The sequence below is a fragment of the Streptomyces sp. NPDC041968 genome (assembly GCF_055589025.1).
Map to the genome: position 1 here is coordinate 362,670 of NZ_JBVJCB010000007.1, position 22,748 is coordinate 385,417.

Genomic DNA, 22,748 nt, shown 5'->3' on the forward strand with positions numbered 1-22,748 from the left:
GCGTATTCCGCGCACGTACCCATGTGGCCACGTGGCACACCACCCACCACACTGGCCCCATGACGCAATCGGATTCCATCGCGTACGACGTCGTCGTGGTCGGCGCGGGCCCCGTGGGGGAGAACGTGGCCGACCGCACCCGTGCGGCCGGACTGGCGACCGCGATCGTGGAGAGCGAACTGGTCGGCGGCGAATGCTCCTACTGGGCGTGCATGCCCAGCAAGGCCCTGCTGCGCCCCGTCCTCGCCCGCGCGGACGCCCGCCGCCTGCCCGGTCTGAGCCGGTCGGTGCGAGAACCCCTCGACGCCGCCGCGGTGCTCGCCCGCCGCGACGAGTTCACCTCCCACTGGAAGGACGACGGTCAGGTCCAATGGGTGGAGGGCATCGGGGCCGACCTGTACCGCGGCCTGGGCCGGCTGGCGGGGCCGCGCACGGTGGAGGTGACCGCACCCGACGGCACCCGGCGGGTTCTGACCGCCCGCCACGCGGTCGCCGTCTGCACCGGCAGCGCCGCCGCCCTGCCCGCCCTGCCCGGACTGGCCGACGTGCGCCCCTGGACCAGCCGTGAGGCCACCAGCGCCCAGGCGGCGCCCGGCAGGCTGATCGTGGTCGGCGGCGGGGTCGTCGCCGTGGAGATGGCCACCGCCTGGCAGGCCCTGGGCTCCCGGGTCACGCTCCTGGTGCGCGGCACCGAGGGCCTGCTCGGCCGGATGGAACCGTTCGCCGGGGAACTGGTCGCCGAGGCGCTCACCGAGGCCGGCGTCGACATCCGCACGGGCACCTCCGTCGCGTCCGTCACCCGGGAGGACGGCACCGTCGTCGCGGTCACCGACGCCGGTGACCGTCTCGAGGCCGACGAGATCCTTTTCGCGACCGGCCGCGTGCCCCGCACCGCCGACATCGGCCTGGAGACCGTCGGACTGGAACCCGGCTCGTGGCTCCCCGTCGACGAGAGCCTGCGCGTCGAGGGGCACGACTGGCTCTACGCCGTCGGCGACGTCAACCACCGTGCCCTCCTCACCCACCAGGGCAAGTACCAGGCGCGCATCGCGGGTGCCGCCATCGCCGCCCGCGCCTCGGGGAGCTCGGACGTGGACTCCGGCCCCTGGGGCGCGCACGCCGCGACCGCCGACCACGACGCCGTGCCCCAGGTGGTGTTCACCGACCCCGAGGCGGCGTCCGCCGGCCTCACCCTGGCCGAGGCCGAGCAGGCCGGCCACCGCGTCCGTGCCGTCGACGTCGACATCGCGGTGGCGGGTTCGAGCCTGTACGGCGACGGCTACAAGGGCCGCGCCCGCATGGTCGTCGACCTGGAGGAGGAGATCGTCCGCGGGGTCACCTTCGTCGGCCCCGGCGTGGGCGAACTGATCCACTCCGCGACCGTCGCCGTCGCCGGGCGGGTGCCGGTCAGCCGCCTGTGGCACGCGGTCCCGGCGTACCCGACGATCAGCGAGGTGTGGCTGAGGCTGCTCGAGGCGTACCGGGACAACTGACCGGATGGTCCGGGCGGAGGGGCGTTCCGGGAGGAACGCCCCTTCCTGGAACGTCGGTCCCCCTGCCCGCCACGCGCCGGCCCCCCCGCCTCGTCAGGGCAGCTCGAACCCCAGCGCCGCCGCCGCCCGGTGCGGCGTCGGCTGCGCCCACCGCTCGGCCATCGCGCCGTTCGACGCCAACGACCGCAGTTCGGCCCGGTCCAGGTACAGCACGCCGTCGAGATGGTCCGTCTCGTGCTGCACGATCCGGGCCGGCCAGCCCTGGAACACCTCGTCCATGGCACGCCCGTGCTCGTCGCGCGCCACCAACCGCACCTCGGCGTGGCGCGCCACCACCGCCTGCCAGCCCGGCACGCTCAGACAGCCCTCGAAGAACGCGGCCCGGCCCGGACCGACGGGCTCGTACGACGGATCGACCAGCACCCGGAACGGCTGCGGCACCCGGCCGCGGGCCACCCGCACCTCGTCCGGGACCGGTGCCGGGTCCTCGATCACCGCGATCCTGAGCCCCACCCCCACCTGCGGCGCGGCGAGGCCCACCCCCGGCGCCGCGCGCATGGTGAGGCGCAGCGCCTCCACGAAGCGTGCCAGCAGCGCGGGTTCCAGTTGACCGTCGAAGGGCTCGGCGGGGCGGCGCAGCACCGGATCGCCGGCCGCGACGATCGGCAACGGTCCGTCACCGGCGAGCAGTTCCTCGACCCGCTCGGCAAGGGGCGCGCGGTCACTCGGAGTTCCCATGGCCCTCAGGATGCCACGGCCCGCGCACCCACCCGGCCCGCGAACGTGACCCACGCCACTTCCGCGGCGGGGAACCGGACCCGCTCCCGCTCCGACCACTGGTACCACCCCGCCCCCACGACGTCCCCGGAGCGCACACCGATGACCGCCACCACCTCCCCGCCCCCCACGGACGAGGCACCGGGCCGGGCGACGCCGCCCGGACCCGGCACCTGGGCCGCGCTGCGCCCGCTCGTTCTGCGCCTGCACTTCTACGCCGGGCTGTTCGTGGCCCCCTTCCTGCTGGTCGCGGCAGCCACCGGCTTCCTCTACGCCGCCTCGTTCCAGGCGGAGAAGCTGCTCTACGCGCACGAACTGACCGTCCCCGACGCCGGTGAGCGCAAGCTGCCCCTCTCCGAGCAGGTCGCCGCCGCCCGGCAGGCCCACCCCGACGGCACGGTGTCGGCCGTACGCCCCTCACCGGACGCGGACGCCACCACCAGGGTGCTGCTCTCCGGGGTCGAGGGCGTCGACCCGAACCACACGCTCGCGGTCTTCGTCGACCCGTACACCGCGAAGGTGCGCGGCGCCCTCGAGCAGTACGGGTCGAGCGGCGCGCTGCCGCTGCGCACCTGGATCGACGAGTTCCACCGGGACCTTCACCTCGGGGAACCCGGCCGTCTGTACAGCGAGTTCGCCGCGAGCTGGCTCTGGGTGATCGCGGGTGGCGGCCTCGTGCTGTGGTTCTCCCGCCGGCGGTCCCGGCGCAAGCTGCGCGGCACCGCCGGCCGGGGCCGCACCCTGGGCCTGCACGGCACGGTCGGCGCCTGGGTCGCGGCCGGGTTCGTCTTCCTGTCGGCGACCGGCCTGACCTGGTCGACGTACGCGGGGGCGAACATCGAGGACCTGCGCGTCTCCCTCGGGCAGACCACCCCGTCCCTGTCGGCGTCGGCCGCCGGTGGCGGCGAGCACGCGGGCCACGGCGCGGCGGCGGGGGCCGGCGGCGACGCCGCGCACGGGGTGGGGCTGGACAAGGTCCTGGCCGCCGCGCGGGCCGAAGGCCTCGGGGACCCCGTGGAGGTGGTCCCGCCCGCCGACGCCTCCTCGGCCTACGTCGTCAAGCAGGTGCAGCGCAGCTGGCCCGAGAAGCAGGACTCGGTCGCCGTCGACCCGGTGACGGGAGAGGTGACGGACGTGCTGCGCTTCGCCGACTACCCGGTCCTGGCCAAGCTCAGCCGCTGGGGCATCGACCTGCACACGGGCAGCCTGTTCGGCCTGGCCAACCAGATCGGGCTGATGGCGCTGGCCGCCTGTCTGATCCTGCTCGTCGTCCTCGGCTACCGCATGTGGTGGCAGCGCGGGCGGGGCTCCGTCTTCGGCCGTCCGGTCCCGCGCGGCGCCTGGCAGCAGGTGCCACCGGCGGTCCTCGTCCCGCTGCTGGCGGCCGTCGCCGTCCTCGGCTACTTCGTCCCGCTGCTGGGCGTTCCGCTGGCCGTGTTCGTCGCCGTCGACGTGGTGCTCGGCGAGACCGCCCACCGGCGGGGGCGGCGGACGTACGCGGGCGTGACGACGGCGAAACGGTGAGAGGGGCGGCGCGCCGGGAGCACGGAACCGTACTCCCGGCGCGCCGCCCCTCGGCCGCCTGCCCCGCCGCTCAGCGGTCGGCGAAGTCGCCCGCCAGGGCGGCGGCGATCCGCAGCTGCGCGTCGGCCTCCTCCTGCCGCCCCTGCCGCTCGAGGGTGCGTCCCAGCATCAGCCGGGCGTACTGCTCGACGGGGTCGCGCTCGACGACGCGACGCAGCTCCGCCTCCGCACGCCGGAGCTGGGCCGAGTGGTAGTAGGAACGCGCCAGCAACAGCCGCGGCCCGGACTGCTCGGGCACCTCCTCGACCAGCCCGCTGAGGACGCGCGCCGCGGCGGCGTAGTCCTTGGCGTCGAAGAACATCCGCGCGCGCTCCCAGCGCTCCGTCGGCGTTCCGTGGTCGTAGTACGTCGTGTCCACTGGTGACCTCCTTCGGTGTGCTGCAACCACGCCAGGTCGTTCAACATTCCACCATCGGGTCGAGGGCTCCGCCGACCGTGGGGACGGCCGTGGGACTGTCTGACGCGGACGGCCGTCCGGGGCTAGGTTGGGCGCCATGAGCAATCTCGATCGCGAGGCGGTTCCCTCCCTGTGCGGCGGCCGCGGCTTCGTGGTGGCGGAACCCGTACGGGAACTCCTCAGCCCCCGGCAGGTGCGGCTCGGCGAGTCCACCGAGGTCCGCCGACTGCTGCCCAACCTGGGCCGGCGCATGGTCGGCGCCTGGTGCTTCGTCGACCACTACGGCCCTGACGACATCGCCGACGAGCCCGGCATGCAGGTGCCCCCGCACCCGCACATGGGCCTGCAGACGGTCAGCTGGCTGCACGAGGGCGAGGTGCTGCACCGCGACTCGACCGGCAGTCTGCAGACCATCCGCCCGCGCCAGCTGGGCCTGATGACCTCGGGCCGCGCGATCAGCCACTCCGAGGAGAGCCCCCGTTCGCACGCCCGCCACCTGCACGGCGCGCAGCTGTGGGTGGCCCTCCCGGACGCCCACCGCCACACCGATCCGCACTTCGAGTTCCACGCCGAATTGCCCCGGGTCACGGCGCCCGGCCTCACCGCCACCCTGCTCCTCGGCAGCCTCGACGGCACCACCTCCCCGGGGACGACCTACACCCCGCTCGTCGGCGCCGACCTGACCCTCGCCGCCGGCACGGACGCCCGCCTCCCACTGGAACGGGACTTCGAGTACGCCGTCCTCTCCATGACCGGCGAGGCCTACGTCGACGGCGTGCCGCTGGTACCGGGATCGATGCTCTACCTCGGCTGCGGCCGCGACGAACTCCCCCTGCGCGCCGACTCGGACGCGGCCCTGATGCTCCTGGGCGGCGAGCCGTTCGAGGAGGAGCTGATCATGTTCTGGAACTGGATCGGGCGGTCGCAGGAGGAGATCGTACAAGCCCGTCGGGACTGGATGGAAGGCTCCCGTTTCGGGGAGGTGAAGGGGTACGACGGTGCGCCACTGCCCGCACCGGAACTGCCGCCGATGCCGCTGAAGCCGCGGGGAAGGGTGCGCTGACCTGCGGAAACACGTCCGCATTGGTGGCTGCGAGACGGAAGACGGTCGGGCCGATCCCGCTGTCTTCCGTCTGCCTGCCGGAAGGCGTCCAGACGGCCGCCTGGCTCGGGCCGGTGCGGTCAGCTACGCGGGGTGGGGATCCGAGCCGCCGGGGGAGGGGAGAGCGGTGATCTCGTCGACCGTGCGGGTGCCGTCGCACAGGTCGAGGAGGGTCCGGCCCGAGCCGTGCAGGACGACGACGGCGGTGGCCGCCGTCGCGCTGGACGAGTTCGAAGAAGACCCGGCCGAGACCCCGTCGTCCAGGAGCGTTGCCGGGCCGCGTTCGAAACCGTCTGGCGCGGCATGCCGGCCCCACCGGCTTCAAGCCCGTGACAAGTACACCCGTGCATGTTGTGGCTGTTCAGGTGGACGGTGGCGGAGTCTTGACGCCCTCGGCTGCGGCGGCGACCGCCGGGTCGGGCGGAACGGGTGCCGCGGGCCTCATCCCCGGACTCGGGAGCGGTGTCGGCGCCTCCGCGCGAGGATGAACGTGGCCAAGAGGAGCAGGGCGGCGACGACGACCATCGCGAGCGGTGCGAGGACGGTCAGGGCGGTCAGGATCCGACCGGCTGATGTCGCCTTGTCGCCCAGGTCTCGCACGCTCTCGGGAGTGACCTCGAGTGTCAGGGCCGACACCGGCAGCAAAGGCGTTGGAGCCCCGGCGACGGAGGTGGTCGCCACCGTTCTCCGGCTCACCGTCTGGTCCACGGCGATGCCGGTCTGCTGGTCGACGTAGGCGACCAGGGTTGACTGGCCCAGGTAAGTGAGCGGAACGGGGTCCGGCAGCGCGGCCAGCACCGTGGGTGTGAGACGGGCCCGCGTCCTGGAGTCGAGAGCGGGCACCAGGCTCGCGACGAGCTTCTTCGGCAGAGCGGTCGGTAGCGGCTTGAGCACCGCCGGGTCCTTGACGGGCGCTGAGACCCTGATCTCGTAGACATTGACGGCACGGCCCTCCCGTCGGGCGGTTCCGGTGTAGCGAACCGGCACGATCGAACGGGTCGTCGCGTCGTAGTACGTGTAGGAGTCGTCCTGTTCGGCATCCGGCGGAAAGGCCGAACTCAGTGCGCCCCGTGAGTTCTCCGCCGATGTCGAGGCCGGTGGCGACGCGCCCTTCCTGCTTGTTCGGTCAATGGCGTACGTCTTCGAGCTGGGTAGGGACTGCTCACCGGCATGGACCGTCATCGTGTCCTCGAGCACGGCCGTGTCACCGTGTGTGGAGGTGACCCGCACCCGCCGGTCGGCGGTGACGGGGATGCCGGGCCGGAGCGCATGCGCGGTGTCTCCGGACCGGAGGGCCTTGCCGTCCAGCATGGTGGTCTCGCCCGCGTAGTGCACCGTCTGGTCGGTGTCGTCGGGCAGTTTCGTCGCGTTCGGGGCCACTACGAGACGTACGACTGCCGCGGCGGCGACCAGGATCACGGCCATGGTGATGAGTACGATCGACGGACGACGTGCGGACACGGCGTCCTCCCTCCACTTGTCTGGTCACATGTTCTCGGCGCCGGCTCTGATCGCTTCACGGATGCGGGGGTAGGTGCCGCACCGGCAGATGTTGCGGATACCGTCCAGGTCGGCCTCGGTGATGGTGCGGCCTTCTTCCTTGACACGGCGGACCAGGGCTACGGCGGCCATGATCTGGCCGGGCTGGCAGTAGCCGCACTGGGCCACGTCCTGGTCGAGCCACGCCTCTTGCATCGGATGCAGGTCCGCTCCCACGGTGGCCGGCAGCCCTTCGATGGTGGTGACCTCGTCGGACGGCCTCAGGTCCCGCACCGGGATGGCGCAGGGGTTCGCCGCCCTGCCGTTGAGGTGGCTCGTGCAGGCCTTGCAGACGTTGATGCCGCAGCCGTATTTCGGTCCGGTGACGCCGAGGAGGTCGCGAAGGACCCACAGCAGCCGCTCGTCGTCCGGGGCATCGACGGTCACCTGCTCACCGTTGAGGCGGAATGTGTGCGTGGGCATGAGAACTCCCAGATGTTTCGCAGCGCTTCAGCGGACGTGGTCCAGGCCATCGGTGGGGGACGCGGGGATGGGCGGGACGGTCGGTTTCGGTTCGAAGGAGAGGGTGCCGTGGTTGATCGGGAAGACCGTGGGCATCGTGCCGGTGGCACGGCCGTACGCGCACGCGACCGCGGCCATCGACGCAGCGACGCCGAGTTCACCCGCGCCGCCGGGCTTGCCGGTGCTGGGCGGCAGGACGATGACCCGCAGTTCGGGCGGTGTGTTCCACTGCCGGGTGTAGAAGTAGTTGTCCCAGCTCGCTTCGAGGAAGTGCCCGTCGCGCAGGTGCAGGCTGGAGGTCAGGGTCAGGGCGATGCCGTCCATCAGGCAGCCCATCATCTGAGCTTCCAGGCCACGCGGATTGACGGCGAGGCCGACGTCCACGGCGATGACGGCCTTGGTCACGCGTGGGCCGGCGACACCGTCCCGGACGGGGCGGTCGACGGTCTCCGGTCGGCAGTCGAGTTCCACCAGGACGGCGCTGGCGGAGTGGTATTCGGAGTGGAAGGCGATGCCCTGCGCCGTACCCGCCGGCATGCTCCGGCCCCAGTTCCCGGCTTCGGCGGCCTTGTCCAGCACGGCTCGGCCGCGGTCGTCCCGAAGGAAGTCGCGCCGAAACCGGTAGGGGTCCTTGCCCATCTTCCCGGCGAGCCGATCGACCAGGAGTTCCCGGGCGCACGTGACGTCGGGGGAGTACACGTTGCGCATGCTGCCGGTGTTGAAGCCCTTGTCGGTTTCGCTCAGGAGCCGGCTGTTGGCACCGAAGTCGTAGGGCATCGACTGGGAGAGCTGGAAGAAGGTCTCCGAGAATCCGATGTCACCCACCGGCAGTTTCGCGGCCAGGGCCGTGAAGATCTCCCCGAGGCCGTGGCTGAGGTCGGTGGACACGCTGGTGTGCCGCTGTCTGTACCCGAGGACGGTGTTGCCCAGGTAGGAGATGCGCACGCGCGACGTGGCCATGGGATGGGTGCGACCCTGGCGGGAGTCGTCGGCGCGGTGCCACATGAGCTTCACCGGCTTGCGGATCCGCCGGGAGACTTCGACGGCCTCCAGCGCCGCGTCGAAGAAGAGCTTGCGGCCGAAGGAGCCCCCTCCCTCCGTGACATGCACGGTCACCGCCCCGAGCGGCAGGCCGAGCTTGGTGGCGATCGCCTGCTTCGCGACGATCGGAGCCTTGAGGCTCGACCAGATCTCGGCACGGTCGGGGCGCACGTCGGCTATCGCGCAGTTGGGTTCCAGCGCGCTGTTGCTGCGGAAGTGGAACGTGAAGCGTTCCTCCACGTTCGGCGTCACCGACGGCAGCCCCATGGGCAGTTCGGCGGCGCGCAACTCCGCGAGCACGGACTCGTCGGACTTTCCCTCGGCGCTACCGGGTTGCCACGAGACCCGCAGGGCGCGCACCGCGTCGATGCACCGGCCGAAGGTGGTGGCGCGCACCGCCACCCCGGTCGGAATCACGACCACGTCGGTGACACCGGGCATGGAACGGACCTCGGACAGGTTGGACACCGATCCGACCTTGCCGTTGATGGTCGGCGGGCGGCACACCATGGTCGGCAGGGCGTCCGGAACCTTCAGATCCAGCGTGAACGTCTTGCGTCCGGTGACCGCCGCGTGGGCGTCCACGCGGTTGTGCGGCTTGCCGATGACGGTGAACATGTCGCGGGGCTTGAGGCTGACCGACACCTCCTCGGTCCGCGCGCGCGCCGCCTTCGGGGACAGGTCCCCCATGTCGGCCTTCCGGCCTCCGGGACCGGTGACGAGTCCCGCCTCCCAGCTCAGTTCGGTGACGGCGGTTCCCCATTCGGTGGCCGCGGCCTGAAGCAGCCGGTTGCGGGCGACGGCGGCGGCCACCCGGATCGGGGTGTAGGTGGAGAACGTCGTATTGGATCCGCCGGTGAGCTGGTTGAAGAGCAACTCCGGGCGCGCCTCCGCGAGAGTGATGTGCACTCGGGAGAGGGGGATGCCGAGTTCCTCGGCGATCAGCATGGCCGTCGACGTGGTGATGCCCTGCCCCACCTCGGTCCGCGGCAACGCGAAGGACACGGTGCCGTCCGTGTTCACCTCGACCGTGATCAGGCCGGACGTCGGCAGGGCCGCCGCTGTCATCACGTCGTTGAGGTCGATCAGTTCCGTGATCTCCGGCGAGGGTATGTCCGCACGAGCCTCGGACGCGGGGACGAGCTGGGCCGCCGTCATCAAGGTAGGAGCGGCCAGGACGTACCCGAGGAAGCGGCGTCTGGCGAAGGGCTGCGCGCTCGGGTTCTGCCGGGACGAGTGATCGGTGTCCGTCACCGGCGGTCTCCTGCCCTTGCGGCCGGTGCCGGCGGCTGCGCGTGGGGCGCCCGAGCCGAGCACGAACGTGTCGTCTCGCTGTCGTGAGGTGTCGTCATTGTCTCAACTCGTTCTCGACGTCGGTGTGGTAGCGGGACGTGGGGTGCACTGATGGGGGTACGCCGGTGACGTCGTACCCCCACGTCGTCGATGGCGTACGTGGCTCAGGAGGGACGGTTGGCGTCCGGGATCTCGAGGTGGATGCCCTGTCCTTCGCTGAGGAAGAGCAGGACGAACTTACGGAGGGCCTCTTCCACGGTCCAGGCGGCCTGGGGGATCAGCGGCAGCGGGATGAGCCCTTCCCGGAAGGCCACCAGGAGCGGCCAGGCGGTGCTGATCAGCGGCTTCCAGAACGGCTCCCTGTCCAGCCCGATCAGGTCACCGGTCCGGTCGCCCAGGGTGTACCGGGCGAAGCCGTTGATGAGGGGCCTGGTGAGGCCGGCGTCGAGTTCCGCGACGATGTCGAGGAGGACGTCGGTCAGCTCGGTGCCCTCGGGGGTGGACGCCAGGATGGGGTCGAGGACCTGCTTGGACTGTGCGTTGGCCGCGTCCCAGGTGGCGGGGATGTACTCGTCCCGGACGCCGAGCATGTGGGCGGTGACCTGCCACACGTGCAGGTAGCCGTCCGACTCGGTGGTGGTGATCGGGACCTTCCACTCCTTTAGCTTGCGCATGACAAACGTGGCCAGGCTGTGCCAGGTGACCATGATGTCGGCCTGGCTGATGGGTATCGTCTGGCCGCCGCTGGTGCGAGTCCAGCCCGGTGACTGGGGCAGCAGGTGCCGTACGGCGGCGTGCACCAGCCGGGTCTTCACGGCGGTCACGACCATCCCGCCCCGCGGCTGGTAGGCGTCCAGGTCCCCGACGTCGTAGCCGAGCTGGGCCGTCTTGGCGATGCGGTCCTTCATGTCCGCGCCGCCCTTGGAGTAGTAGACGGCGCGCGCCTCTCTCGGGATGGCGGTGCTCAACAGGCCGCTGCCCAGACCGTACAGAGCCCCGGTGTAGATGCCCTTCTTCGTGGTGAACCTGGCCGCGGCCGCGAGCTTGTCCCGGTCCGCCCAGGCGGGCAGTTGGCGGGCCTTCTCCATGAAGTCGCGCAGGTCGGTGGGGAGTCCGGCCGGCAGGGGCTGGTCGTTGCGGGTCCACTTGCGGAGCGCTTCGTTGGCTTTGGCCACGTCGCCGCGCTCGATCACGGCGGCGAGGACGGGATCCGCCTCCTCGTCCCAGACCCAGTCGGGGTCGACGCCCGCTCCCTTGCCCGCCACCGAGCCGCTCGGCGCCCACGTCCACAGGGATCGTGCCTGGGCCGGTGACGCGGCCCCCAGAGCTCCGAGCGCTCCGAGCGCTCCTCCCATGATCAGCATCTTGCGCCTGCTCAGGTCGTCCATGCTGAGAACCCTTTCTTGAGTTCCGCCGAGGCCGCCGTGGCCATCCGCGCGGGTGTCGACTTCGGTCAGGCGGGACGGTTGGTTTCGGGGATGTCGATGTGGGTTCCGCGTCCCTTGGTGAGGTAGAAGAGGATGTACTTCCGGGCCGCCTCGTCGATCGTCCAGGCCAGAGGCGGTACGAGGGGCAGAGGGATCAGCTTCTCCCGGGCGGCGACCAGCTTCGGCCAGGCGGTCGCGATGGCCTTCTCCCAGAACGGCTCACGCGGGATGCCGTCCCAGTCGGCGACCTGGTCGCCGACCAGGTACCGGGCGAGGGCGTTGACGAGCGGGCGGTCGATCCCGCCGGGGCTGGTCTGCTCGGCGAGCTGGCGCAGCAGGATGTCGGTCAGTTCGACGCCCTCGCGCGTGGGGGCGAGGATGGGGTCGAGGACCTGCTTGGACTGTGCGTTGGCCGCGTCCCAGGTGGCGGGGATGTACTCGTCCCGGATGCCGAGCAGGTGGGCGGTGACCTGCCAGACGTGCAGGTAGGCGGCCGAATCGGCGGCCGGGATGGGTACCTTCCACTCGCGCATCTTCTGCATGGCGTAGGTGGGCAGACTGTGCCAGGTGACCAGCATGTCCTGCTGGCTGATGGGAATCGTCTGGCCGCCGCTGGTCCGGGTCCAGGCCGGTGACTGGGGCAGCAGGTGCCGTACGGCCGCGTGCACCAGGCGGGTCTTGACGGCCTGCACGATGACGTCGCCGTCGGGCCGGAACGCGTTGAGGTCCCCGACCGCGAAACCCAGCAGGCTGGTCTTGGCGACCCTGTCCTCCATGTCGGCGCCGCCCTTGGAGTAGTAGACGGAGCGCGCCTCACGAGGGATGGCGGTGCTCAGCATGCCGCCGCCGACTCCGTTCAGCAGGTTGAGGTACAGGCCCCTCGACTTGTTGAACTCGGCCGCCCGCTCCAGCTTGTCCCGGTCCGCCCAGGCGGGCAGTTGGCGGGCCTTCTCCATGAAGTCGCGCAGGTCCGCGGGGAGTCCGGCCGGCAGCGCCTGGTCGTTGCGGGTCCAAGAGCGCAGCGCTGCGTTGGTCTTGGCCACGTCGCCGCGCTCGATCACGGCGGCGACCAACTGGTCGACCTCCTCGTCCCAGACCCATTCGGGGTCGAGACCGGCTCCCTTGCCCGCCACCGAGCCGCTCGGTGCCCACGTCCACAGGGACCGTGCGTGGGTGGGCGAGGCCAGGCTCAGCGCCCCGGAGGCTCCCAGTGCCCCGCTCGCGAACAACATCTTGCGCCTGCTGAGTCCGTCCATCGCTGCGAACTCCTCCTTGAGTTCCGTGGCATCGCTGCAGGGGTTGGTACGATGAAACGCATAGTGCTTCGTTGTTTCAACAGGGGAGCACATGCGTGACGTGAACGCCAGAGGCTTCACAGAATCCGGGAGGCAGTCGTGGAACCCGTCCTGTTGGCACTCATGAGGTCGTCGTCCGGTGCTCCGTCCGTGCTGGAGAGCGTGTTCGCCGAGGCCGTCGAGGGTGCCGGGCGGGATGACGAGGTCTCGGAGCGTCTGCTCGACGCCGCCTACGAGCAGTTCTGCCGCATGGGCATCAAGCGCTCGACCATGGCGGACGTGGCGCGGCTGGCCGGCGTCTCCCGGATCACGGTCTACCGCCGGTTCGCTACCAAGGACCAACTGGTCGAGCAGGTTGTACGGCGTGAGTTCCGGCGGTACTTCGACCGCTTCATCCTGGACATCCAGGACGCCGACACCGTCGCTGACCGGGTCGTCGTGGGGTTCGTGAGTTCGCTCAGGGCCATCCGCCGCAACCGTCTCATCGGCGGTCTCATGACCGCCGAGCCGGACGCCGTGGTCCCGTCCATGACCAGTGACGGAGGACGCACCCTGGCCGTGGTGCAGCAGTTCGTGGCATCGCGACTGCTTCGGGAACAGCGCGCGGGGAACATCGCCGGTCATGTGCAGGTGGACCTGGTGGCCGAGATGATGGTGCGCATGTCCGCGTCGTTCCTCGTCATTCCCAGCCATGTGATCGATCTCGACGACGATGAGCAGCTGCGTGCGGTGGCCCGGCAGTTCCTCGTGCCGATGCTCGGACCACCGCACTCACCTCACTCGTAGCTTTCGCCGCGCTCGGCCTTGGCCACGAGGGATTGCGGCGGCTCGAACCGCTCGCCGTACCGCTCGGCCAGCTCCCTGGAGCGGGCGGCGAAACCGTGGAGCCCGCCGGCGTAGCCGTTGATGTACTGCAGTACACCGCCGGTCCAGGCCGGGAAACCGATGCCCAGGATGGAGCCGACGTTGGCGTCGGGCACCGACCGCAGTACGCCTTCGTCGAGACACCGGACCGTGTCCAGTGCCTCGGCGAAGAGCATCCGTTCCTTCATGTCCTCGAACGGGATCTCACGGCCCGGCACGGCGAAGTGCTCGTACAGGCCCCGCCACAGCCGCGTACGCCGGCCGTCGACGTACTCGTAGAACCCGGCGCCCGAGGAACGTCCGCCCCGCCCGAACTCGTCGATCATGCGGTCCATGACCGGCTCCGAGCCGTGCGGACGCCAGTCGCCGCCCTCGGCCAGGACCGCGGCCCTGGTCTCCTCACGGATCTTCCGGGGCAGGGTCAGCGTCAGTTCGTCCAGCAGCTGCAGCGGAGGCGCGGGGTAGCCGGCCTGCGAGCCGGCCTGCTCCACCGAGGCGGGAGGCAGTCCCTCGCCGATCATGGCCACCGCCTCGTCGATGAACTTGGATATCACGCGACTCGTGAAGAAGCCCCGGCTGTCGTTGACCACGATCGGCGTCTTGCCGATCTGCCGCGCCATGTCGACCGCCTTCGCCACGGTGTGCTCGCTGGTCCTCTCCCCGGTGATGATCTCCAGCAGGGGCATCTTGTCCACGGGGGAGAAGAAGTGCAGACCGATGAAGTCCTCGGGGCGCTTGACCGCCTCCGCCAGCCCGGTGATCGGGAGCGTGGAGGTGTTGGACCCCAGCACGGCGTCCGGCGCGACGACGTCCTCGATGTCGCGGAAGACCTGCTGCTTGAGGTCCGGATCCTCGAAGACCGCCTCGATCACCAGATCGCAGCCGCCGAGATCTGCCGGGTCGGCGGTCGGCATGATCCGTGCGAGCACCTCGTCGGCCTTGGTCTGGGAGAGCCGTCCGCGTGCCACGGCCTTGGCCAGGACCTGTCGGGAGTAGTCCTTGCCCTTCGTCGCCGCATCGTAGGTGACGTCCTTGAGTACCACCGGCACGCCGCTGCGCGCGCAGGAGTACGCGATGCCGGCTCCCATCATGCCGGCGCCCAGTACGCCCACCCTGTGGACGATGTGGGGCGGGTAGCCGTCGGGACGGCTTCCACCGGAGCCGATGTGCTGCATGTCGTAGAAGAACGCCTGCATCATGTTGGTCGAGACCTGACCCGTCATCAGTTCCACGAGGTAGCCGGTCTCGATCTTCTGCCCGGTCTCCAGGTCGACCTGTGCGCTCTCGACGGCCGCGGCGAGGATGTTGCGCGGCGCCGGCACGTTCGCACCCTTGAGCTGCTTGCGCAGGTGCGCCGAGAGGGTCGGCAGCATCGCCGCCACCTTCGGATGGGAAGGGGATCCGCCCGGCATGCGGAAACCTGGGGCGTCCCACGGCTGAGTGGCCTCAGGATGGGTCAGGACCCATTGCCTGGCCCTGGCGAGCAGTTCCTCCGGCGTCTGGGCGAGTTCATGGACCAGCCCCTTGGCGAGCGCCTCCTGGGGCTTGTACTGCCGCCCCGTGAGCAGGATGTCGGTCAGCGCGTCCTGGAGCCCCAGGAGACGGACGGTCCGGCTGACTCCACCGGCGCCGGGCAGCAGGCCCAGAGTCACCTCCGGCAGGCCGAAGCGGCTGCTCGGCGTGGACAGGGCGATGCGCCGGTGGCAGGCGAGCGCGATCTCGAGCCCGCCGCCGAGAGCCGTGCCGTTCATGGCCGCGGCCACCGGCCTGCCGAGGGTCTCCAGCCGACGCAGCTGTGACTTCAGGACCGTGCACAGCTCACTGAGTTCCGCGGCGTTGTCCGGCTGTGCCCTGCTCATGAAGCCGATGTCTCCGCCGGCGAAGAAGCTCTTCTTGGCGGAGGTGAGGACGACCCCGGTGATGTTGTCCCGCTCCGCCTCGAGGCGGGTGACGGTGGCCTCCATCGAATCCACGTAGGTCCGGTTCACCGTGTTGACCGGCTGATCGGCATCGTCCATGGTCAGCAGGACGACGCCGTCAGGCCCCTGTTCCCAGTGGATCATGTTCTTCGCCAGCATCGGTACGGCGCTCCTTTCGAGGGGATGTACGTGCCCGGCACGCGGGGCGGCCGGGAGGGGGTCACAGCCGTTCGATCACGGTGGCGATGCCCATGCCGCCACCCACGCAGAGGCTGACCACGGCCCGTCGCGCGGAGCGGCGCTCGAGTTCGTCCAGGGCGGTGCCCACCAGCATGGCCCCCGTGGCGCCGAGTGGATGTCCCATGGCGATGGCGCCACCGTTGACATTGACCTTCTCCCACGGCAGACCGAGGTCCTTGACGTAGCGCAGGACCACCGAGGCGAAGGCTTCGTTGATCTCGAACAGGTCGATGTCGTCCACCGTCAGACCGGCGAGGTCCAGCGCCTTGCGGGTGGCCGGCGCCGGTCCGGTGAGCATGATCGTCGGGTCGGCTCCGCTGACCGCGGTCGCCACGACGCGCGCCCGTGGTACCAGGCCGCACTCCGTTCCCGCCTGCTCCGTACCGACCAGGACGAGCGCCGAACCATCCACGATCCCCGAGGCGTTGCCTGGGGTGTGTACGTGCTCGATGCGCTCCACCCAGTGGTACTTCTGCAGAGCCACCGCGTCGAAGCCCGCCATGGTGCCGAGGTCCGCGAACGAGGGCTTCAGCTCGCCGAGCGCCGCCGCCGTCGTCTCCGGACGCATGTGCTCGTCCTGGGCGAGCACGATGACGCCGTTGCGGTCCCTGACCGGCACCACGGACTTGGCGAAGTAGCCGCCGGACCAGGCCTGAGCGGCACGCTGCTGCGACCGGACCGCGTACGCGTCGACGTCGTCGCGCGAGAAGCCCTCGATGGTCGCGATCAGGTCGGCGCCGATGCCCTGCGGCACGAAGTACGTGTCGAAGGCGGTCTCGGGATCCGCGGCCATCGGACCGCCGTCGCTGCCCATCGGCACGCGCGACATGGATTCCACGCCGCCGGCGATCACCAGGCGCTCCCAGCCGGAACGGACCTTCTGCGCGGCCGTGTTCACCGCCTCCAGCCCCGATGCGCAGAACCGGTTGAGCTGGACGCCGGCCACGTGGTCCGGCAGTCCCGCCGCCAGCGCCGCCGTCTTGGCGATGTTCATGCCCTGGTCACCGACCGGGGAGACGACGCCGAGCACGACGTCGTCCAGACGGTCCGGGTCCAGACCGGGATGACGGCGGCGGATCTCGTCGATCAGGCCCGTCACCAGTGAGACCGGCTTGACATGGTGCAGCGAACCCCGTTTGCCCCGACCGCGCGGGGTGCGGATCGCATCGTAGATGAATGCTTCAGTCACTGTCCTGGCACTTCCTCTCGTCGGCAGGCGACGTGCTGCCGATCCGGGCACTCCGGGTGCAGGTGGTGGATCCGGTGGGGACAAGTAAGAGCGTTTGTTGGCTATCCGTCAATAGCGTTGAGGCACCGTCACATCGCTTGGTGCTGGCCGAAGTGTGAGAGGCAATGCGAGTTCGGCGATGGTGCTGAGCGCTCGGGTGTACGCCTCTATTGACTCGTCGCCAAGAGCGGTTCACTGTGGGGTCCGCTCAGCAATCCGCTCACGTCTCGCGAGGGAGGGGACCCGTCATGGCCACAGCAGAGCAGTTGCACGAGTCTGTCGAAGGGCTGACGATCACCGCACTACTACGACGCAACGCCCATCAGTACGCTGAGCGTCCGGCGCTGACCACCGGTATCGGCCCGGACGCCGGGACCCTGACCTGGTCGCAGCTGCGCGCCGAGGTCGCCGCGGTCACCCGTGGCCTGGTGGCCCTGGGACTGAACCGGGGCGATCGCATGCTCATCGCCATGTCCAAGCGGGCGGAGCACTGGATCGCCGACCTGGCCGCGGTCCATGTCGGTGCCCTGCCCTGCAGCACGTACGACACGCTGAGCACCGAGCAGATCGGCGCCCTGGCCCGGCACAGCGCGGCTGCCGTCCTCGTCCTGGAAGGCAAGGAACAGATGCGGCGGTGGCGTCCGGTCCTGGACGACCTGCCGAAGCTGCGCGCCGTCGTCGTGCTCGACTGGGACGCCGCTCCTGCCGACGACCCGCGTTTCGTCAGCTACACGGCCGTACGCGGCGCGGTGCCTCCCGACGACGCCGGGTTCGAAGAGCTCACGGACGCCGTCACCACCGACCATCCGCTGACCCTTGCCTACACCTCGGGTACGACCGGTGACCCCAAGGGCGTGGTGCTCTCCCATCGCAACGTGATCCACGAGTGCCTGATGCAGGAGCAGCTCGTCAAGGTGCCGGACCACCCGCGCTCGGTCGCGTACCTTCCCCTGGCCCACATCGCCGAGCGGGTCCTGGGCATCTACATGCCCATCTGCAACGCGGGCCACGTCACGATCTGCCCTGAGCCCGATCAACTCCTGCCCACGCTCCTCACGGTGCGTCCGCACGGTTTCTTCGGCGTGCCCCGGGTGTGGGAGAAGCTCGCCGCCGGCCTGCGGGCGAAGCTCGCGGCACTGCCTGAGGAACGGTCCGCGGCCATGGAGCAGGCCCGGAAGACCGCCCTGGAGGCGTACCTGCTCCGCTCCGACGGCAAGGACGTCCCGGCAAAGCTCGCCGAGGTGTTGGAGCAACTCGATACCCGGGTGATGCGGCCGGTCCGGGCCGCGATCGGACTCGACGAATGCCACAGGGCCTTCAGCGGCGCGGCACCGATTCCGACCCGCGTACTGGAGTTCCTGGCGAGCGTGTCCCTGCCGGTGTACGAGGTGTGGGGACTGAGCGAGACCACCGGCGCGGCAACGGTCAGCACCCCCGGGGCCTTCGCACTCGGCTCGGTCGGGAGGCCGGGACCGGGCATCGAGGTCAAGGCAGCCGATGACGGCGAACTCCTCGTCAGGGGACCGGTCGTGTTCGCCGGTTACCTGCAAAGCGATGGTGGCATCGAGCCTGCGACCGACGCGGAGGGCTGGCTGCCCACCGGAGACGTGGGAGCGGTCGATTCACGTGGCTTCGTCACCATCACCGACCGCAAGAAGGAGATCATCATCACTGACGGCGGGAAGAACATCGCCCCCACCAAGATCGAGTCCCTCCTGCGAGCGCACCCTCTGATCGCCCATGCCGTCGTCATCGGGGACCGGCGGCGCTACGTCACCGCCCTGCTGGTACTGGACGAGGAGACGGCCCCGCTGTGGGCACGGGCGAACGGTGTCGCCGACGCGTCCGATGTGGACGCGCTGGCCCGTCACCCGAAGGTCCACGCGGCGCTCGACCAGGCCGTGGCCGAGGCCAACGCGGTGCTGTCGCGCACGGAGCAGGTGAAGAATCACCGTGTCCTCGCGGGCCCCTGGACCGCCGAGACCGGCGAGCTGACACCCAAGCTGAGCCTTCGCCGCCGCGCCATAGACGAAGCGCACGCCGCCACGATCGAGTCGATGTACACATAGGTCCAGTACACCCGCGACCACGGAAGGAACCACCACATGGGCGTTCAGCGCCAGGCCCCGCGCCGCAGGATGGAGCCGGACGCCCGGCGAGCCGAGATCCTCGGCGTCGCCCGCAGGCTGTTCGGGGCCAAGAGCTACAGCACGGTGTCCATCGCGGACATCGCCTCCGAGGCAGGAGTGGCCCGTGCCCTGGTCAGCCACTACTTCGGCGGGAAGCGGCAGCTGTACCTGGAGGTGGTCCGGCAGATGATGGTCGTGCCGGCGTCCGTCTCGCAGCGGCTGCCGCCGACCACCGCGGAAGAGCGCGTTTCGATCTGCGTCGACCGGTGGCTCGAGGTCGTGGAACGCAACCGGGAGATGTGGCTGTCCGCGATCGGCCTGGAAGCGCTCGGCAGCGACCCGGAGATCGACCAGATCATGCTCGAAGCCGACGAGATCGCGACCGACCGTGTCCTCGAGGCCGCCATGATGGCCGACGTCACCGAGGGCCGGGAGAAGCTCCGGGCGATGATCCGCGCCCACAGCAGCATGCTCAAGGCCGCCTCCCGCGAATGGCTGGTGCGCGGCACCCTCAGCCGCAGCGACCTGCACGTGATGCTCACACGCACCGTTCTCCACCTGGTCGACACGGTCTACCCCGCCCTGCGCGACAAGTGACTCCACCCTTCAGCGCCCCTGCCAAGGAGAGAAGTCCATGCCCCGAGTCCTGTCAGATGAACGCCGCGACCTGGTCAAGGCGATCGCCGACTTCTGCCGCCGCGAGTGCGGAACAAAGGAACAGCGCGACAAGCTGACCGCAAACGGTCAGGAGCAGCACAACCAGAAGCTGTACGAGAAGATGGCGCACCTGGGCTGGCTCGGCATAGCGATCCCCGAGGAGTACGGAGGCGCGGGCCAGGGAATGACCGATCTCTGCCTGTTCCTCCAAGAGACCTCGTACGGGCTGGCCCCCATCAGCGGTTTCGGCACCACCGTCATCGCGGCCTCCGCCTACGAGAAGTTCGGCACCGAGGAGCAGAAGCGCACCGTACTCGAAGGCGTGGCCGCCGGCCGGGTCGAGGCCATCTCGATGTCGGAACCCGGAGCCGGCTCCGACGTGGGCGCCCTGACCTGCCGTGCGGAACGCACCACCGGCGGATACCTGGTCAACGGCCAGAAGACCTGGTGCTCCAACGCTCATTTCGCCGACCACATCCTGCTGATCGCCCGCACGGAGCAAGGGGAGTCGAAACACCACGGAATCACTCAGTTCATGGTGCCGGCCGACGCCGACGGCCTTCAGGTCAGAGGCATCGACACCATGGGCGGCAGGGACGTCAACGACCTCTACTTCACCGACTGCTTCCTGCCCGACTCCGCGGTGGTCGGCGAGCCCGGACAGGGCTGGACGCAGCTCATGGCCGGGCTGAACCTGGAACGGATGATCCTCGCCGCCCTGATGCTGGGCGTCGCACGACGGGCCTTCGACGACACCCTCACCTATGTCCGCCAGCGCGAACAGTTCGGCCGTCCCATCGGCTCCTTCCAAGCGCTCAAGCACCGGATCGCCGACATGGCCACCGAACTCGAATGCGCCCAGTTGCTCCTCGACGACGTCGCCCGCGCGATCGACGCCGAACCCGGCCGGGTGTTCGCGCGCGAAGCGTCCATGGCGAAGCTCAAGTGCACCGAGCTCGCCAAACACGTGACCCTGGAAGGCATGCAGATGATGGGCGGTTACGGATACGCCACGGAGTACGGCATGGAAGCCCTGCTCCGTTCGACCGTCGTGTCCACGGTGTACGGCGGCACGAGCGAGATCCAGCGGGACATCATCGGCAAGACCTACGGACTGTAGGAGCCGCGATGCTGACCACACGCTTCTGCGAGACGTTCGGCGTGGAACACCCGATCGTCCAAGGCGGCATGCAGTGGGTGGGCCGGGCGCAACTCGTCGCCGCAGTTGCCGAGTCGGGCGCGCTCGGCTTCCTGACGGCTCTGACTCAACCGACACCGGAGGCGCTCGTCGAGGAGATCGCACGCTGCCGGGAGATGACCGACAAGCCGTTCGGCGTCAACCTCACCATCCTGCCGTCGATCAACCCGCCCCCGTACGACGAATACCGCCGTGCGATCATCGAATCCGGCGTGAAGGTCGTCGAGACCGCTGGCTTCAACCCCGCGGAGCATCTTCCGGAGTTCCGCGCCCACGGTGTCAAGGTGCTGCACAAGTGCACCAGCGTCCGGCACGCGGTGAAGGCCGAGAAGATCGGCGTCGACGGCGTGAGCATCGACGGCTTCGAATGCGCCGGCCACCCCGGGGAGGACGACGTCCCGGGCCTCGTCCTCATTCCCGCGACCACGCAACGGGTGTCCATTCCGGTCATAGCCTCCGGCGGATTCACGGACGGCCGCGGTCTGGTGGCCGCTCTCGCGCTGGGCGCCGAGGGCATCAACATGGGCACCCGCTTCCTGTGCACCGCGGAATCCCCCGTACACCGGCGTGTCAAGGAACAGATCGTCGCCAACAGCGAACTCGACACCGAGCTGATCTTCCGTCCCCTGCGCAACACCGCCCGGGTGGCGAGCAATTCGGTCAGCAGGAAGGTCGTCGACATACTCCACGGCGGGGGCCAGTTCCCGGACGTACGGGAGCTGGTTGCCGGGACCAGGGGGCGCAAGGTGTTCGAGGACGGGGACCTGGACGCCGGCATCTGGAGCGCCGGCATGGCCCAGGGCCTTATCGGCGACATCCCGACCGTCCGGGACGTCGTGCGGCGGATCGTGGCGGAGGCCGAGGCGCTCATCTCCGGACGGCTGGCCGCCACTCGCCGGGTGTCACCGACCGGAACCGACTAGGCGACCGGGAAAGATGCTGGACATCGTCGAAGAGCTGGACCGGTGGGTCGGGCAGGGCCGTGACTTCGCCGTGGCCACCGTGGTGGCCGTCGGCGGCAGCGCGCCCCGGCCGCCCGGCGCCGCCCTCGCGGTGGATGCCGACGGCACGGCGATCGGCTCGGTCTCGGGCGGCTGTGTGGAAGGCGCCGTGTACGAGCTGTGCCGGCAGGCGCTCCAGGACGGCGAAACCGTCCTGGAACGCTTCGGCTACAGCGACGAGGACGCCTTCGCCGTGGGGCTGACCTGCGGCGGCGTCATCGACATCCTCGTCACCCCGGTACGGGCGGACGATCCCGCCCGTCCGGTGCTGGCCGCCGCGCTCGCCACCGCCGCACGGGGGGCGGCGGCGCTGGCGCGGATCGTCAGCGGCCCGGCCGGGCTGACGGGCCGCGCCCTCCTCGTCCGCCCGGACGGCACGGTCGAGGGCGGTTTCGGCGCCCACCCCGAGCTGGACCGCACGGTGGCCGCCGAGGCCGGCGCCTTCCTGGACGCCGGGCGCACCGGCACGCTGGAGATCGGAGAGCAGGGCTCGCGTTGCGGAGCACCGCTCACCCTGCTGATCGAGTCCTCCGTCCCGGCCCCCCGCATGATCGTCTTCGGCGCGATCGACTTCGCCTCGGCGCTGGTGCGGGTCGGCAAGTTCCTCGGTTACCACGTGACGGTGTGCGACGCCCGTCCCGTCTTCGCCACCGCGGTCCGCTTCCCAGGGGCGGACGACATCGTCGTCGAGTGGCCGCACGAGTACCTGGGGCGCACCGAGGTCGACGCGCGCACGGTGCTGTGCGTTCTGACCCACGACGCCAAGTTCGACATCCCGCTGCTCCGGCTGGCGCTGCGCCTTCCGGTGGCGTACGTCGGCGCGATGGGCTCCCGCCGCACCCACCTCGACCGCGAGGCCCGCCTGCGCGAGGCCGGGCTGAGCGACCGGGAGCTGGCCCGCCTCAGGTCGCCCATCGGCCTCGACCTCGGCGCCCGCACCCCCGAGGAGACGGCCCTGTCCATCGCCGCCGAGATCGTCGCGACCCGCCACGGTGGCACGGGCGCCTCCCTGACCGGCGCCCACACCCCCATCCACCGGTGCTCGGGTGGTGCTCGGTGACGGGACCGAACGACGAGACGGTACCCATGGCACTCCCCAACT

The 22,748-nt window shown here is 70.2% G+C and carries 18 protein-coding genes; 9 read left to right on the forward strand and 9 right to left on the reverse strand.

Going from position 1 to position 22,748, the window contains the following annotated elements; all coding sequences use genetic code 11:
- The first annotated feature begins 59 nt into the window (after nucleotides 1-59).
- On the forward strand, nucleotides 60-1,493 hold the full coding sequence (locus ACZ6EG_RS19650) for a dihydrolipoyl dehydrogenase family protein (RefSeq protein ID WP_391972274.1): 1,434 nt from the start codon (nucleotides 60-62) through the stop codon (nucleotides 1,491-1,493).
- Nucleotides 1,494-1,586: 93 nt separating this feature from the next.
- On the opposite strand, the gene ACZ6EG_RS19655 is transcribed toward ACZ6EG_RS19650, so the two are convergent.
- Entirely contained in the window at nucleotides 1,587-2,231 is a 645-nt protein-coding gene (locus ACZ6EG_RS19655; protein WP_469606065.1) for a peptide deformylase, read from the reverse strand.
- Between the two features lie 141 nt (nucleotides 2,232-2,372).
- Here ACZ6EG_RS19655 and ACZ6EG_RS19660 point away from each other — a divergent pair, with 141 nt between their 5' ends.
- Nucleotides 2,373-3,794 carry a PepSY-associated TM helix domain-containing protein gene (locus ACZ6EG_RS19660; RefSeq protein WP_391972272.1) on the forward strand — a complete coding sequence of 474 codons (1,422 nt, stop codon included), beginning with the start codon at nucleotides 2,373-2,375 and terminating at the stop codon, nucleotides 3,792-3,794.
- A 70-nt stretch (nucleotides 3,795-3,864) separates the two neighbouring features.
- Here the strand turns inward: ACZ6EG_RS19660 and ACZ6EG_RS19665 are convergent, their stop codons facing one another.
- On the reverse strand, nucleotides 3,865-4,212 hold the full coding sequence (locus ACZ6EG_RS19665) for a tetratricopeptide repeat protein (protein WP_356605239.1): 348 nt from the start codon (nucleotides 4,210-4,212) through the stop codon (nucleotides 3,865-3,867).
- 136 nt (nucleotides 4,213-4,348) lie between these two features.
- Here ACZ6EG_RS19665 and ACZ6EG_RS19670 point away from each other — a divergent pair, with 136 nt between their 5' ends.
- Nucleotides 4,349-5,314, forward strand: coding sequence for a pirin family protein (locus ACZ6EG_RS19670; RefSeq protein ID WP_391972271.1), 966 nt, complete (start codon nucleotides 4,349-4,351; stop codon nucleotides 5,312-5,314).
- Between the two features lie 480 nt (nucleotides 5,315-5,794).
- Here ACZ6EG_RS19670 and ACZ6EG_RS19675 read toward each other — a convergent pair whose 3' ends face one another.
- From ACZ6EG_RS19675 to ACZ6EG_RS19695, 5 genes are all read right to left on the reverse strand, one after another.
- Nucleotides 5,795-6,814 carry a porin PorA family protein gene (locus ACZ6EG_RS19675; protein WP_469606070.1) on the reverse strand — a complete coding sequence of 340 codons (1,020 nt, stop codon included), beginning with the start codon at nucleotides 6,812-6,814 and terminating at the stop codon, nucleotides 5,795-5,797.
- 24 nt (nucleotides 6,815-6,838) lie between these two features.
- A complete protein-coding gene (locus ACZ6EG_RS19680) occupies nucleotides 6,839-7,315 on the reverse strand; it encodes a (2Fe-2S)-binding protein (protein ID WP_356605229.1) in 477 nt (158 codons plus the stop codon).
- 27 nt (nucleotides 7,316-7,342) lie between these two features.
- A complete protein-coding gene (locus tag ACZ6EG_RS19685) occupies nucleotides 7,343-9,553 on the reverse strand; it encodes a molybdopterin cofactor-binding domain-containing protein (protein ID WP_469606207.1) in 2,211 nt (736 codons plus the stop codon).
- 299 nt (nucleotides 9,554-9,852) lie between these two features.
- Nucleotides 9,853-11,076, reverse strand: a complete 1,224-nt coding sequence (locus ACZ6EG_RS19690) for an oxygenase MpaB family protein (protein ID WP_356605227.1) — start codon at nucleotides 11,074-11,076, stop codon at nucleotides 9,853-9,855.
- Between the two features lie 65 nt (nucleotides 11,077-11,141).
- Nucleotides 11,142-12,371 (reverse strand): oxygenase MpaB family protein, encoded by a 1,230-nt coding sequence (locus tag ACZ6EG_RS19695; protein ID WP_469606074.1) that lies wholly within the window; start codon nucleotides 12,369-12,371, stop codon nucleotides 11,142-11,144.
- A gap of 138 nt (nucleotides 12,372-12,509) precedes the next feature.
- Here ACZ6EG_RS19695 and ACZ6EG_RS19700 point away from each other — a divergent pair, with 138 nt between their 5' ends.
- Nucleotides 12,510-13,196 (forward strand): TetR/AcrR family transcriptional regulator, encoded by a 687-nt coding sequence (locus tag ACZ6EG_RS19700; protein WP_391972268.1) that lies wholly within the window; start codon nucleotides 12,510-12,512, stop codon nucleotides 13,194-13,196.
- Here ACZ6EG_RS19700 and ACZ6EG_RS19705 read toward each other — a convergent pair.
- Together ACZ6EG_RS19705 and ACZ6EG_RS19710 are read right to left on the reverse strand one after the other, a co-directional pair.
- Entirely contained in the window at nucleotides 13,187-15,352 is a 2,166-nt protein-coding gene (locus ACZ6EG_RS19705) for a 3-hydroxyacyl-CoA dehydrogenase NAD-binding domain-containing protein (RefSeq protein WP_469606078.1), read from the reverse strand. The two genes, ACZ6EG_RS19700 and ACZ6EG_RS19705, sit on opposite strands and share 10 nt — an antisense overlap.
- A 61-nt stretch (nucleotides 15,353-15,413) precedes the next feature.
- Complete coding sequence (locus ACZ6EG_RS19710; RefSeq protein WP_391972266.1) at nucleotides 15,414-16,622, reverse strand: acetyl-CoA C-acetyltransferase; 1,209 nt, start codon at nucleotides 16,620-16,622, stop codon at nucleotides 15,414-15,416.
- 287 nt (nucleotides 16,623-16,909) lie between these two features.
- Between ACZ6EG_RS19710 and ACZ6EG_RS19715 the strand changes: the two genes are divergently transcribed.
- The 5 genes from ACZ6EG_RS19715 to ACZ6EG_RS19735 are packed head-to-tail and all read left to right on the forward strand — an operon-like array spanning nucleotide 16,910 to nucleotide 22,706.
- Nucleotides 16,910-18,730, forward strand: a complete 1,821-nt coding sequence (locus ACZ6EG_RS19715; protein ID WP_469606082.1) for an AMP-dependent synthetase/ligase — start codon at nucleotides 16,910-16,912, stop codon at nucleotides 18,728-18,730.
- Between the two features lie 36 nt (nucleotides 18,731-18,766).
- The gene (locus ACZ6EG_RS19720) at nucleotides 18,767-19,387 is read left to right on the forward strand and encodes a TetR/AcrR family transcriptional regulator (protein WP_391972264.1); all 621 of its coding nucleotides are present in this window, start codon (nucleotides 18,767-18,769) and stop codon (nucleotides 19,385-19,387) included.
- Nucleotides 19,388-19,424: 37 nt separating this feature from the next.
- Nucleotides 19,425-20,567 (forward strand): acyl-CoA dehydrogenase family protein, encoded by a 1,143-nt coding sequence (locus ACZ6EG_RS19725; protein ID WP_469606087.1) that lies wholly within the window; start codon nucleotides 19,425-19,427, stop codon nucleotides 20,565-20,567.
- 8 nt (nucleotides 20,568-20,575) lie between these two features.
- Complete coding sequence (locus ACZ6EG_RS19730) at nucleotides 20,576-21,568, forward strand: NAD(P)H-dependent flavin oxidoreductase (protein ID WP_391972262.1); 993 nt, start codon at nucleotides 20,576-20,578, stop codon at nucleotides 21,566-21,568.
- Between the two features lie 13 nt (nucleotides 21,569-21,581).
- Nucleotides 21,582-22,706, forward strand: a complete 1,125-nt coding sequence (locus ACZ6EG_RS19735; RefSeq protein ID WP_469606090.1) for an XdhC family protein — start codon at nucleotides 21,582-21,584, stop codon at nucleotides 22,704-22,706.
- Nucleotides 22,707-22,748 lie beyond the last annotated feature (42 nt).

Coding starts and splice junctions, on each gene's coding strand:
- ACZ6EG_RS19705 (WP_469606078.1), bottom strand. CDS start 15,352: ATGCTGGCGAAGAACATGATCCACTGGGAACAGGGGCCTGACGGCGTC.
- ACZ6EG_RS19725 (WP_469606087.1), top strand. CDS start 19,425: ATGCCCCGAGTCCTGTCAGATGAACGCCGCGACCTGGTCAAGGCGATC.
- ACZ6EG_RS19650 (WP_391972274.1), top strand. CDS start 60: ATGACGCAATCGGATTCCATCGCGTACGACGTCGTCGTGGTCGGCGCG.
- ACZ6EG_RS19730 (WP_391972262.1), top strand. CDS start 20,576: ATGCTGACCACACGCTTCTGCGAGACGTTCGGCGTGGAACACCCGATC.
- ACZ6EG_RS19690 (WP_356605227.1), bottom strand. CDS start 11,076: ATGGACGACCTGAGCAGGCGCAAGATGCTGATCATGGGAGGAGCGCTC.
- ACZ6EG_RS19735 (WP_469606090.1), top strand. CDS start 21,582: ATGCTGGACATCGTCGAAGAGCTGGACCGGTGGGTCGGGCAGGGCCGT.
- ACZ6EG_RS19720 (WP_391972264.1), top strand. CDS start 18,767: ATGGGCGTTCAGCGCCAGGCCCCGCGCCGCAGGATGGAGCCGGACGCC.
- ACZ6EG_RS19685 (WP_469606207.1), bottom strand. CDS start 9,553: ATGACGGCGGCCCAGCTCGTCCCCGCGTCCGAGGCTCGTGCGGACATA.
- ACZ6EG_RS19715 (WP_469606082.1), top strand. CDS start 16,910: ATGGCCACAGCAGAGCAGTTGCACGAGTCTGTCGAAGGGCTGACGATC.
- ACZ6EG_RS19680 (WP_356605229.1), bottom strand. CDS start 7,315: ATGCCCACGCACACATTCCGCCTCAACGGTGAGCAGGTGACCGTCGAT.
- ACZ6EG_RS19695 (WP_469606074.1), bottom strand. CDS start 12,371: ATGGACGGACTCAGCAGGCGCAAGATGTTGTTCGCGAGCGGGGCACTG.
- ACZ6EG_RS19660 (WP_391972272.1), top strand. CDS start 2,373: ATGACCGCCACCACCTCCCCGCCCCCCACGGACGAGGCACCGGGCCGG.
- ACZ6EG_RS19670 (WP_391972271.1), top strand. CDS start 4,349: ATGAGCAATCTCGATCGCGAGGCGGTTCCCTCCCTGTGCGGCGGCCGC.
- ACZ6EG_RS19655 (WP_469606065.1), bottom strand. CDS start 2,231: ATGGGAACTCCGAGTGACCGCGCGCCCCTTGCCGAGCGGGTCGAGGAA.